The organism is Williamsia sp. MIQD14 (assembly GCF_051025635.1).
Lineage (GTDB): Bacteria > Actinomycetota > Actinomycetes > Mycobacteriales > Mycobacteriaceae > Williamsia_A.
Map to the genome: position 1 here is coordinate 194,049 of NZ_JBPFDG010000006.1, position 11,338 is coordinate 205,386.

Here is an 11,338-nt window from a genome sequence, read left to right on the forward strand (position 1 = left end):
CGACCCCCACCGGATCGACCGGCGCCGTGAACCCGGTGGATCCGGCCATGTCCGCTCAGGACCTCCATCTGTTGCGCACCGGGATCCACCACGACCCGCACTCGGTTCTCGGCGCGCATCCCGCCCCCGGACACACGATCCTGCGCACCCTGCGCCCTGACGCATCGGCCGTGGTCGCGGTCATCGGCGGAGAGGAGTTCCCCCTCCGCCATCAGTCCGAGGGACTCTTCGTCGCGGCGGTACCCATCGTCGATCTCATCGACTATCGCTACCGTGTCAGCTATCCCGACGCCGCCGGCGGCACAACGGATTTCGTCGTCGCCGACGGTTATCGATTCCTCCCCAGCCTCGGCGAGCTCGATCTGCACCTGTTCGCCGAGGGGCGCCACGAGCGACTGTGGGACATCCTCGGAGCGATCGCGCGCAGCTACGACACCCCCGACGGCACCGTCACCGGCACGGCGTTCTCGGTGTGGGCGCCCAACGCCCGCGGCATCGCCGTCATCGGGTCGTTCGACGGCTGGGTGGGTCGGTCGACGCCGATGCGCTCGCTGGGGTCGAGTGGGGTCTGGGAGGTCTTCGTCCCCGACATCGGGCCGGGGACCCGCTACAAGTTCCGGATCGTCGGCAGTGACGGCGTCACCCGCGAGAAGGCCGACCCGATGGCGCGGTGCACCGAGGTGCCACCATCGACGGCATCGGTCATCGCCGAGAGCGAGCACCGCTGGACCGACGGCGCATGGACCACCCGGCGCGCCACGTCGTCCCCGACCGATGAGCCGATGAGTGTCTACGAGGTGCACCTCGGTTCGTGGCGTGTCGGTCTCGACTACCGCGAACTGGCCACCGAGCTGGGCGATTTTGTCTCCCGTATGGGCTACACGCACGTGGAACTGCTCCCGGTCGCCGAGCATCCGTTCGGCGGTTCGTGGGGGTATCAGGTCACGTCGTACTACGCGCCGACGTCGCGTTTCGGCAGCCCCGACGACTTCCGTGCCTTCGTCGACCATCTCCACTCGTTGGGTGTCGGCGTGCTCGTCGACTGGGTACCCGCCCACTTCCCCAAGGACGACTGGGCGTTGGCCCGCTTCGACGGCCTCCCCCTCTACGAACACAGCGACCCCAAGCGCGGCGAGCAACTCGATTGGGGCACATACGTCTTCGATTTCGGTCGCAACGAGGTCCGCAACTTCCTCGTCGCCAACGCCCTGTACTGGTTCGAGGAGTTCCACATCGACGGTCTGCGCGTCGACGCCGTCGCCTCGATGCTCTACCTCGACTACTCCCGACCCGACGGTGGGTGGAGCCCGAACATCTACGGCGGCCGCGAGAACCTGGAGGCCGTGCAGTTCCTCCAGGAGATGAACGCGACCGTCCACAAGCACCATCCGGGCGTGGTGACCATCGCCGAGGAGTCGACGTCGTGGCCCGGGGTCACCCGCGCGACCAATCTCGGCGGGCTCGGTTTCACCATGAAATGGAACATGGGCTGGATGCACGACACCCTCGGATATCTCGGGCGCGATCAGATCCACCGCAGCCACCACCATCACGAGATCACGTTCTCGCTGATGTACGCGTGGAGCGAGAACTTCGTGCTGCCGATCAGCCACGACGAGGTCGTGCACGGCAAGGGGACGCTGTGGACCCGTATGCCCGGCGACTCCCACGCCAAGGCGGCCGGCGTCCGGGTCACGTTGGCGTACATGTGGGCTCACCCGGGCAAGCAGTTGTTGTTCATGGGCCAGGACTTCGGGCAGGTGGCCGAGTGGTCGGAGGAGCGCAGCCTCGACTGGGACCAGCGCACCGGTTGGGAGGGCGAACTGCACTCCGGGATCGAGTCGTTGGTCGCCGACCTCAACGGTGTCTACCGTCGGACCCCGGCCCTCTACACGCAGGACACCACACCCAACGGCTACTCGTGGATCGACGCCAACGACACCGCCAACAACATCATCAGCTTCCTACGCTTCGGCTCCGACGGCAGCGTACTGGCGTGCGTGTTCAACTTCTCCGGCGTCACCCAGACCGACTACCGCGTCGGCCTTCCGACGGCGGGCCGCTGGACCGAGGTGCTCAACACCGACTCTCCGCACTACAGCGGGACCGGCGAGGGGAACATGGGCTCGATCGTCGCCGACGGTGACCCTTGGCACGGCCGTCCCACCTCGGCGCGGATGACGTTGCCCGCCAACGGCGCGATCTGGCTCGAGCCCGCCGCTCCGACTCAGTAGAGGGCGCTGGCGAGCTTGCGGCGCGCGGAGACCACGAACGTCTCCGACGGGTCGAAGAGCTCGAACAGCGACAGCAGTCGCGTCCGGACCGCCGACCGGTCGTCGCCGGAGGTGGCGCGCACCAGCGCGATGAGCCGGTCGAACGCGTCGTCGGGGCGCTGGTTGAGCAGCAGCACGTCGGCCGCGGCGAACTGGCCCTCGATGTCGTCGGGGGCGGCGGTGTCGACCACGGCGGGATCGGCGGCCTGTGCGCGGATGACGAACTCGATGTTGCGGGCAGCCGAGGCGGCTTCGACGTTGTTCGGTTCGGCCTGCGCCAGTGCCTGATACGCGGCGAGCGCGCCCTCGAAGTCACCGTCGTCGAGCTTCGCCTCGGCCTCGGCCATCCGGGGATCGACCGGTTCGTGCTCCTCGGCGCCCTCGGCGGCGGGCAGACCGGTCAGCCGGTCACCGACCTTGGCGAGGATCTCGTCGACCCACGCGGTGATCTGCGCCGCGGGCTGGACCCCCTGGAAGGCGGCCACCGGCTGTCCCTGGGCTATCGCGACGACGGTCGGTACCGACTGCACCCCAAAGGCCTGCGCGATACGGGGATTGGCGTCGATGTCGATCGTGGCGAGGATCCACTGTCCGCCTGCCTCGCCGGCGAGACGCTCGAGCAGCGGTGAGAGCTGCTTGCACGGCTCGCACCATGTGGCCCACAGGTCCACGAGCACGAGAACCTGGTCGGATCGCGCGATCACCTCGGCCTCGAACGTGGCCTCGGTGACCTCGACGACGGCGGGGATCGCCGTCGCGGGTCCGGAGCCGGTGGCGGGCGGGCGGGGGGTCTGCGGGGTCGCGGGTCGGTTCCGGGCGGCGTCGGCGCGCTCCTTGAGGACCGACAGGTCGACGGCGCCGGTCATGGCGGCGGCGCGTGCGACGGCCGCGGCCTGCTGACGTGGTTGGGGTCGGGTCACACGTCCATTTTGGCACGACCCGCCGACGGTGCTCCATCCCGTCGCGCGGTCCCCGCTGCCGACGCCGAGGACCGTGGGCGCACCACGGAACCGGCGAGACAGGCGAACAGCATGGCCGCCGCCGCGAGCCACAGCGCCGATCCGAGGGTGGTCTCGTGGCTGATGAAACCGATGAGCGCCGGCCCGGCGAGCATCCCCAGGTACCCGCTTCCCACGACGGTCGAGATGACCCGGCCACTGGGCTGGTCGGTGACGTTGCCCGCGGCGGTGAACAGCTGCGGGACGCCGCCGGCGACGCCGACCCCGAACACCGCCCACCCCAGGATCGCGACGGCGGGCACCGGCGCGCAGATCACGACGGCCATGCCGATCGCCGCGGTGGCCGCGCCGGCACGGACCACCGCGACCGGACCGAAGCGGGCGGTGACGGAGTCCGCGGCGAAGCGACCGATGAGCATCGTCGCACTGAACGCACCGAAGGCGACCGCTCCGGCGGCGTCGGTGGTGCCGAAGCGCTCGACGAGGTGCAGCGCGCTCCAGTCGTAGGCGGTGCCCTCGGCCAGCATGAGTGCGAACGCGACGATCGCCATGAGGCCGATGCGCAGTCGAAGGCCCTGGGGGAAGCGCTTGTTCGCCCCGGCCGCGTCCTCGGTGTCGTCGGCCGTGCGCGCCGAGCCGACGACGAGCAACGGTCGTGCGACGAGGATCGCGATCACCGACACGACGGCGACGACACCCACGGTGATGATCACCGGGACGTCGGCGAACAGGGCCGCCGCGGCGACACCCGACCCGATGACGCCGCCGAGGGAGAAGTACGCGTGGAACGACGACATGATCGGACGCCCGTAGGACTGTTCGACGACGACGGCCTGGGAGTTCATCGCGACGTCGATGGATCCGTTGGCGAGCCCGAACAGCGCCAGGCACAGGGCGAGTTGCCACGCCGACTGCGCGAGCACCGGGCCGAGTGTGGCGACGGCGAGCACCACGGCGGCGGTGACGATCAGCCCGCGCGAACCCCACCGGTCGACGATCGGGCCGCACAGTTGCATGCCGAGGAACGCGGCCCCGCCGAGGATGAGGAGAAGCCCGCCCAGCGTGTTGTGGTCGACACCGGTCCGGTCGGAGATGACCGGGATGTGCGACACCCACATCGAGGCGAGCAGGCCGTTGATGCCGAACACCGCCGACACCGCGATGCGGCGCCGACGCAGGGTCCGTGCGACGGTGTCGCCCGGCGCGACCGTCATCGCAGGTGGCTCTCGATCCGTTCGACCTTCGCCGAGAGCTGACCCTCGAAACCCGGTCGGATGTCGGCCTTGAGGACGAGCGACACGCGCGGCGCCAGGGCCGCGACGGCGTCGGTGGCATCGCGCACGACCGCCATGACCTCGTCCCAGTCACCCTCGAGGTAGGTGAACATGGCCGTGGTCTGGTGCGTCACGCCGGACGCGCGGACCACACGGACCGCGGCGGCGACCGCCTCGCTCATACCGCCGTCGGCGTCCACCGAGTCGGCACCGGACGGGGACACGCTGAAGGCGACGATCATGACCCCACGGTCACACGGGTCCGACCGCCGCCGCAACCGAGTCGGTGCTCAGGCGACCTTCGCGGTGGTCGCGCCGGCGCCGGACAGCTCGGCGAGGTGGCCGTTGCGGACGGCCCAGCGCTCGAACACGATGGTGCCGAACGGCGGGATGCTCGAGACCAGCGCGAGCACGGTCACCTTCGCCGACCACTTGAGCGACATCGCCGTCAGCAGCGACACGATCACGAACACCACGAAGACGATCCCGTGGACCATGCCGGGAACCGCGACCGCCTCGGTGTGTCCGAGGACCCACTTGAAGAACATCGCGATGAGCAACGCCAGCCAGGTGATGGCTTCGAGGACCGCCACGAATCGGAAGCGCTTGGCGGTGGTCCGCAGGTCGAAGAAGGATTCCATGCCCACCATTGTGCCCGACCCGACCGCCGGTTTACTACCGCGTGTAGTACAGCCCTCAGTCGCGCTTCGGCACGGTGAGGATGAGGGCGTCGCCCTGTCCACCCGCACCACACAGCGCAGCCGCACCGGTTCCACCGCCGCGACGCGCGAGTTCCAGCGCGAGATGCAGCGTGATCCGCGCTCCGGAGATGCCGATGGGGTGCCCGATGGCGATGGCACCACCGTTGACGTTGACGATCTCCGGGTCGACGCCGAGCTGATCGGTCGAGGCCAGTCCGACCGCGGAGAACGCCTCGTTGATCTCGATGAGGTCCAGATCGGTCGGGCTGATGCCCGCACGCGCGCAGGCCTTCGCGATGGCGTTGGCCGGCTGCGCCTGCAACGTGGAGTCCGGACCGGCGACGACGCCGTGGGGCCCGATCTCGGCCAGCCACTCGAGACCCATCTCGGTCGCCTTCTCCTTGCTCATCACGATCACCGCGGCCGCGCCGTCGGAGATCTGCGAGGCGTTGCCCGCGGTGATGGTGCCGTCCTTGCGGAACGCGGGCTTCAGACGGCCCAGCGAGTCCGCGGTGGTGTCGGCACGGATGCCCTCGTCCTCGACGAATTCGATGGGGTCGCCCTTGCGCTGAGGAATGGAGACGGGGACCACCTCGTCGGCGAACAGTCCGTTCTTCCAGGCGGTCGCGGCGCGCTGGTGTGACCGCGCGGCGAACTCGTCCTGCTGCTCACGGGTGTAGGTGACGCGGTCGTTCTCCTGCTCGGTCAGTGCGCCCATCGGCTGATCGGTGAAGGGATCGAAGAGACCGTCGTAGGCCATGTGGTCGACGAGTTCGGTGTTGCCGTACTTGAAGCCACCGCGGCTGCCCGGGAGCAGATGCGGCGCCTGGGTCATCGACTCCTGCCCACCGGCGACGATGCAGTCGAACTCGCCCGCCCGGATCAGCTGGTCGGCGAGCGCGATGGCGTCGATGCCCGACAGACACATCTTGTTGATGGTCAGCGCGGCGACGTCCCACCCGATGCCCGCCTTGACCGCGGTCTGACGCGCCGGCATCTGACCGGCGCCGGCGGTGAGGACCTGCCCCATGATCACGTACTCGACCGCCGACGCGGGCACCTTCGCCTTCTCCAGGGCACCGCGGATGGCGATGGCCCCGAGATCGACGGCACTGAAGTCCTTCAGGGAGCCCATCAGGCGTCCGACGGGTGTGCGCGCTCCGGCGACGATGACCGATGTCATGGCGACCTCTCGAGAGATGTGTCGGCCCGGTCGGGCCGACGGGTGGCAGGGCGATGTGGTGCGTGTGGTGTCACCGACACTCCAACGCTACCGTTGGCCGATGGTCTCACCGGCACCGAACCCCGCCTCCTCGCCCACCGCACTGATCGGCGATCTCGTCACCGCGATCGACCACGTGGGTATCGCGGTGCCCGACCTCGAGGCCGCCAAAGCCTGGTACGCCGATCACCTCGGTTTCGGGTGCCTGCACCAGGAGACGAACACCGAGCAGGGTGTCGTCGAGGCGATGGTCGGTCCCGCCGACGCCCCCGCGACCGGCGGCACCCAGATCCAGCTCCTGTCCCCGATCGACGAGTCGTCGACGATCGCGAAGTTCATCGACCGCAACGGTCCGGGACTGCAGCAACTCGCCGTGCGCGTCACCGATCTCGACGAGGTGGTGCGACGGCTCACCGATGCGGGCCTTCGGGTGCTCTACCCGCAGTCTCGCCGGGGTACGGCCGGGTCGCGCATCAACTTCGTCCATCCCAAGGACGCCGGTGGGGTGCTGCTCGAGCTGGTCGAACCGGCCGCTCACTGACCCGTCCCGGAACGTCGCCGGGGACCCGTCACCGCGCTCGACGCACCTCATGGGACGCCCTCCAACGGCGGTCGGCCGATCGTCGGGGTTCGGACGCACTGGGCGCCTGAACACGTCGGGCTCCGCGTAAACTCCTCCGCATGTCCGATCAGACCCACACCTCGTCGTCCGGATTGCCTTTCGCCATCGCGATGCGCGGGTATGACCGCGAACAGGTCGGCGAGTTCTTCGCCCGTACCGACGCCGAGATGCGCGTCATCGCCGCCGATCGCGATGCCGCCGCCGCCAACGCCCGCGAACTCGCCGAGCATCTCGACGATGCGCGTGACGAGGTCGAGCAACTCCGACGCGAGGTCGACTCGCTGTCGGTCCCGGTCACCACCGCTCAGGGCATGAGTGATCGCATCTCCCGGATGTTGCAGCTCGCCGCGGACGAGGCGTCGGAGATGCGGGCCGACGCCCAGTCGGAGTCGGCGGAGCTGCTGTCGGTGGCCCGGCAGGAGGCGGCGCAGCTGCGTGAGGACGCCTCGGAGGAGGCCAACTCGCAACTCGCCTCGGCGAAGGTTGAGGCGCAGCGCCTTCGCGGTGAGGCGACCCGTCTCGAGGCCGAGGCACGGGCGGCGAGTGAGGAGAACGCGACGTTCATCGCCGATCGCACCGCGGCGATGGAGACCGAACACAAGCGGACGATGAAGGCCGCGCGCCTCGAGGCCGAACGGATCGTGGCCAACGCCCGCGCCGAGGCCGAGGAGATCGACGTGCAGGCCCGCCGGGAGCGCGAACGCGTCCAGGAGGACTTCGACGTCACGATGGCCGCTCGCCGCGACAAGGCTGTGCAGGCCATCAAGGAACTCGAGATCAGTTCCGAGGCCACCGCCCGCGAGCTCATCGACAACGCGACAGCGGAGTCCGAACGCCTTCTGGCGCAGTCCCGTTCGGTCGCGACCGAGCGCGTGACCCGGTCCGGCGAACTCGTCGAGAGTGCACGTCAGCTCCGCTCACGCATGCTGGCCCAGCTGACCGAGGTGCGCACCCACCTCGACGATCTGCCGCGGCTGCTCGAAGAACTCGAGGACGAGAAGGATGTCGTCGACACCGACAGCACCGATCTCCTCAACCGCGGCCTGTCCGATGACGCCAAGGTCGTGCGGTCCACCGACGGTGCACGTGGCGACGACTCGTCCACCGCGGAGTCGTCGGCCGATCTCAGCGAATCGACTCGCTGAGTCCCTCCCGAGCGGTCGGCCTTCCGACTAGCGGTATCCGGTGCGGGTGACGCGGCCGTTCCAGCAACCGGTGTGCCAGTGCCGCCGGTCCTCGCCGTCGGGGTCGTCGACGGGCCACGCCACGAGGTGCGCGGTCCCGGGGACGATCGTCTGACGACATCCCGGGCACAGGTAGGGCTTCGTGGCCCGCGACCCCGGGATCGGACGGACGTGGTGATCGATGTCGAGTCCGGCGGGACCACGCTCCACCCGGTGCAGGGCACCGGCCGGCGGGAGCGGCTGCGCGCCCCGATCGCGCCTGTTGTGTCGTGGCACGGTCAGAACAGACGGAACTCGGTGCTCTCGGTTCCCCGGAGCGCGTCGTAGTCGAGCACGAGGCACCGGATGCCGCGGTCCTCGGCGAGCGTGCGTGCCTGCGGCTTGATCAGCTGCGCGGCGTAGACCCCCGCGACGGGAGCCAGCGTCGTGTCGCGGTTGAGCAGTTCGAGGTACCGGGTGAGCTGCTCGACGCCGTCGATCTCGCCGCGGCGCTTGATCTCCACGGCCACGGTGCGACCGGCGGCGTCGCGGCACAGCAGATCGACCGGGCCGATCGCGGTCATGTACTCACGACGGATGAGGGTGTACCCCGGCCCCAGCGTTCCGACGTGCTCGGCGAGCAGTTCCTGCAGATGCGCCTCGACGCCGTCCTTGATCAGACCCGGATCGACGCCGAGCTCGTGGAAGGAGTCGTGGTGGATCTGGCCGAGCAGGATCCGCAGTTCCTCGCCGGCCTTGTTGGTCACCACCCACAGTGCCGAGGCATCGCTCTCGGGTGGGGCGGGATGTTCGACGAGCCAGCAGGGCGGGCTCATCCAGTTCAGAGGCTTGTAGGCACGGTCGTCAGCGTGGACGCTCACCGATCCGTCGTTCTTGATCAGCAGCAATCGACGCGCCATGGGCAGGTGGGCCGTCAACCGACCCACATAGTCCACTTGGCACTCAGCGATCACCAGACGCACCACCTCACCTTAGGGTGCGTGTCCCGACGGCACCCGCACCGGCTCACCGGTTGTGGCCGGCATGCACCGGAGGTGATGCTGTGGACATGCCGACCGACCACGGAGCCCCGGACGACACCGCTGTCGACATCGCCACGGTGGCCTCGCGCGAGGTCTACCGCAACGCATGGATGTCGGTCCGTGAGGACCGGATCCGTCGGCGAGACGGCTCCCCCGGGATTTACGGAGTGGTCGACCGGCCACTCGGTGCGGTGGTGATCGCGCGCCGCACGCGGGCTGGCGTCGAGCAGTTCTTCCTCGTCGAGCAGTTCCGGTACACGGTGTCGGCACGTCGATGGGAGTTCCCGGCCGGGACCTCACCCGACAGCGACGACGCGCTCACCGTCGCACGGAGGGAGTTGCTCGAGGAGACGGGGATGGTGTCCGACGAGCTCCGGGTCCTGTCGGTCATCGACGTGGCGCCCGGCTTCACCTCGCAACGCTCGGCGGTGGTGCTCGCCGACGATCCGCGGGCGGGTGTCGCACGCCCCGAGCACGAGGAACAGGATCTGCACGGCCGGTGGTGGACACGCGACGAGGTCGAGCACGCGATCCGCGCAGGCACCGTCGTCGATGCTCAGAGCCTGGCGGCCTGGGCATGCCTGGTCGTGTCCGGGAGGTGAGCGTCGCGGTCAGGCCGTGCGGTCGGCGGCTCGTTTGAGAAGGATGTCCTCGGCACGCTCGGTCGCCTCGGCCATCGACGACACCGGGGCATCGACGGTCACGGGGCCGGTGGTCTGCCGTCCCGGGGCGGCCACCACTCCGTCCGGATCGACGATGACCCACTCGGTGTCGTCGGTCAGCAGCGTCGCGCGCAGTCCCACGATGAACCGACGGGACACGTCGTCGATCACCCCGACACGGGTGAGGTCGATCAGGATGACATCGGCGTCGGCGCGCAACGACTCCACGCGGCGCACGACGCTCTCTGCGCCGGAGAAGGTCAGGTCGCCCTGCAGTTCCAGTACCCGGACGCGGTGCCGATGCGCCCGCAGGTACGCGCCCTCCACCTCCGAGCGGCCGGCCCCGAGGTCGAGTTCATGCCCGTCGTAGGTCGACCGGATCGTCACCCGGCTCTCGCGCGCCACGTTGAACATGTGCAGACCCAGGTCATCGGACAGGTGCCGACACGCCTGGACGCCGCGCACACTGTTGCCGTGCTCGTCGAGGCGTGGTGAGTACACACCGATACCCAGCTGACCCGGGAGGACCGCCAGGATCCCGCCGCCCACCCCGCTCTTCGCCGGCAGTCCCACGGTCGTCACCCAGTCCCCCGCCCCGTCGTACATCCCGCAGGTGGTCATCACACTCAGCACGCGACGGGTGACCGCGGTGTCGAGCATCCGACGTCCCGTTCGAGGGTTCACCCCGCCGTTGGCCAGGGTCGAACCGATCGCGGCGAGGTCGTCGGAGGTCACCGTCACCGAGCACTGACGGACATACAGATCGACCGCCGACTCGGGATCGGCCGGGAACACCCCAAAACTCTGCAGCATGTAGGCGATCGCCCGATTGCGGGAGCCGGTGGCCATCTCGGATCGGTAGACGTCGGTGTCCATGCTGAGGCGCCGCCCCGCACAGCCCGAATAGAACTCGAGGATGACCGCGAAGGCGTCGTCCACGCGCACACCGAGGTCATCTGATGCATCCACATCGCCCGGTGGGTGCAGGAGCAGCGCCGCCGCGGTGATCGCACCGGCATTGATCATGGGATTGCGCGGTCGACGGGTGCGGTTATCGACGCTGATCTCGTTGAACGCCTCACCGGAGGGTTCGACACCGATCTGCGCGTCGACGTCGTCGAAGCCGCGTTCACGCAGCGCCAGCGCATACGTGAGAGCTTTCGAGATCGATTGGATCGTGAATTCGACGGTGCTGTCGCCGACCGAATACACGTGCCCGTCGTGCACGACCATCGAGACGCCGAAGCGATCCGGGTCGACCGACGCGAGTTGCGGGATGTAGTCGGCGAGCTCGCCGGCACTGATGGGAGTGCACGCCAACTGGATGCGCTGCAGATAGGTCTCGACGACGGACGGCATGGGGTCATCCAAGCAGAAATGACCGAGGCCCCGAAGACGGTGTCTTCGGGGCCTCGATAC

At 69.0% G+C, this 11,338-nt stretch carries 12 protein-coding genes; 4 read left to right on the forward strand and 8 right to left on the reverse strand.

Annotated features, from left to right (window positions below; genetic code table 11):
- Nucleotides 1-47: 47 nt before the first annotated feature.
- On the forward strand, nt 48-2,234 hold the full coding sequence (gene glgB, locus ACQ7HM_RS20815) for a 1,4-alpha-glucan branching protein GlgB (RefSeq protein WP_434218158.1): 2,187 nt from the start codon (nt 48-50) through the stop codon (nt 2,232-2,234).
- On the opposite strand, the gene ACQ7HM_RS20820 is transcribed toward glgB, so the two are convergent.
- Genes ACQ7HM_RS20820 through ACQ7HM_RS20840 form a run of 5 tightly spaced genes read right to left on the reverse strand, consistent with a single transcriptional unit; the run spans nt 2,228 to nt 6,390 of the window.
- Nucleotides 2,228-3,139: a tetratricopeptide repeat protein gene (locus tag ACQ7HM_RS20820; RefSeq protein ID WP_434218159.1), complete on the reverse strand. Its 912-nt coding sequence runs from the start codon at nt 3,137-3,139 to the stop codon at nt 2,228-2,230. The two genes, glgB and ACQ7HM_RS20820, sit on opposite strands and share 7 nt — an antisense overlap.
- A 50-nt stretch (nt 3,140-3,189) precedes the next feature.
- Nucleotides 3,190-4,446, reverse strand: coding sequence for an MFS transporter (locus ACQ7HM_RS20825; protein WP_434218132.1), 1,257 nt, complete (start codon nt 4,444-4,446; stop codon nt 3,190-3,192).
- Complete coding sequence (locus tag ACQ7HM_RS20830) at nt 4,443-4,748, reverse strand: thiamine-binding protein (protein WP_434218133.1); 306 nt, start codon at nt 4,746-4,748, stop codon at nt 4,443-4,445. The genes ACQ7HM_RS20825 and ACQ7HM_RS20830 overlap by 4 nt, the downstream gene beginning before the upstream one ends.
- A 48-nt stretch (nt 4,749-4,796) precedes the next feature.
- Nucleotides 4,797-5,156, reverse strand: coding sequence for a DUF3817 domain-containing protein (locus ACQ7HM_RS20835; protein ID WP_434218134.1), 360 nt, complete (start codon nt 5,154-5,156; stop codon nt 4,797-4,799).
- Between the two features lie 46 nt (nt 5,157-5,202).
- The gene (locus ACQ7HM_RS20840; protein ID WP_434218135.1) at nt 5,203-6,390 is read right to left on the reverse strand and encodes an acetyl-CoA C-acetyltransferase; all 1,188 of its coding nucleotides are present in this window, start codon (nt 6,388-6,390) and stop codon (nt 5,203-5,205) included.
- A gap of 100 nt (nt 6,391-6,490) precedes the next feature.
- Between ACQ7HM_RS20840 and mce the strand changes: the two genes are divergently transcribed.
- Nucleotides 6,491-6,970 carry a methylmalonyl-CoA epimerase gene (mce, locus tag ACQ7HM_RS20845; protein WP_434218136.1) on the forward strand — a complete coding sequence of 160 codons (480 nt, stop codon included), beginning with the start codon at nt 6,491-6,493 and terminating at the stop codon, nt 6,968-6,970.
- 140 nt (nt 6,971-7,110) lie between these two features.
- Nucleotides 7,111-8,196 (forward strand): hypothetical protein, encoded by a 1,086-nt coding sequence (locus ACQ7HM_RS20850; RefSeq protein WP_434218137.1) that lies wholly within the window; start codon nt 7,111-7,113, stop codon nt 8,194-8,196.
- A gap of 27 nt (nt 8,197-8,223) precedes the next feature.
- Here ACQ7HM_RS20850 and ACQ7HM_RS20855 read toward each other — a convergent pair whose 3' ends face one another.
- On the reverse strand, nt 8,224-8,445 hold the full coding sequence (locus ACQ7HM_RS20855; RefSeq protein WP_434218138.1) for an ATP/GTP-binding protein: 222 nt from the start codon (nt 8,443-8,445) through the stop codon (nt 8,224-8,226).
- Between the two features lie 68 nt (nt 8,446-8,513).
- On the reverse strand, nt 8,514-9,197 hold the full coding sequence (nucS, locus tag ACQ7HM_RS20860) for an endonuclease NucS (protein ID WP_434218139.1): 684 nt from the start codon (nt 9,195-9,197) through the stop codon (nt 8,514-8,516).
- Between the two features lie 86 nt (nt 9,198-9,283).
- Here nucS and ACQ7HM_RS20865 point away from each other — a divergent pair, with 86 nt between their 5' ends.
- Complete coding sequence (locus tag ACQ7HM_RS20865) at nt 9,284-9,859, forward strand: NUDIX domain-containing protein (protein ID WP_434218140.1); 576 nt, start codon at nt 9,284-9,286, stop codon at nt 9,857-9,859.
- 9 nt (nt 9,860-9,868) lie between these two features.
- Here the strand turns inward: ACQ7HM_RS20865 and glsA are convergent, their stop codons facing one another.
- On the reverse strand, nt 9,869-11,278 hold the full coding sequence (gene glsA / locus ACQ7HM_RS20870) for a glutaminase A (RefSeq protein WP_434218141.1): 1,410 nt from the start codon (nt 11,276-11,278) through the stop codon (nt 9,869-9,871).
- Nucleotides 11,279-11,338 lie beyond the last annotated feature (60 nt).

Bases quoted from the DNA above. Each gene is read 5' to 3' on its own strand.
- glgB (WP_434218158.1), top strand. From the start codon at position 48: ATGTCCGCTCAGGACCTCCATCTGTTGCGCACCGGGATCCACCACGAC.
- ACQ7HM_RS20820 (WP_434218159.1), bottom strand. From the start codon at position 3,139: ATGACCGGCGCCGTCGACCTGTCGGTCCTCAAGGAGCGCGCCGACGCC.
- ACQ7HM_RS20825 (WP_434218132.1), bottom strand. From the start codon at position 4,446: ATGACGGTCGCGCCGGGCGACACCGTCGCACGGACCCTGCGTCGGCGC.
- ACQ7HM_RS20830 (WP_434218133.1), bottom strand. From the start codon at position 4,748: ATGATCGTCGCCTTCAGCGTGTCCCCGTCCGGTGCCGACTCGGTGGAC.
- ACQ7HM_RS20835 (WP_434218134.1), bottom strand. From the start codon at position 5,156: ATGGTGGGCATGGAATCCTTCTTCGACCTGCGGACCACCGCCAAGCGC.
- ACQ7HM_RS20840 (WP_434218135.1), bottom strand. From the start codon at position 6,390: ATGACATCGGTCATCGTCGCCGGAGCGCGCACACCCGTCGGACGCCTG.
- mce (WP_434218136.1), top strand. From the start codon at position 6,491: ATGGTCTCACCGGCACCGAACCCCGCCTCCTCGCCCACCGCACTGATC.
- ACQ7HM_RS20850 (WP_434218137.1), top strand. From the start codon at position 7,111: ATGTCCGATCAGACCCACACCTCGTCGTCCGGATTGCCTTTCGCCATC.
- ACQ7HM_RS20865 (WP_434218140.1), top strand. From the start codon at position 9,284: ATGCCGACCGACCACGGAGCCCCGGACGACACCGCTGTCGACATCGCC.
- glsA (WP_434218141.1), bottom strand. From the start codon at position 11,278: ATGCCGTCCGTCGTCGAGACCTATCTGCAGCGCATCCAGTTGGCGTGC.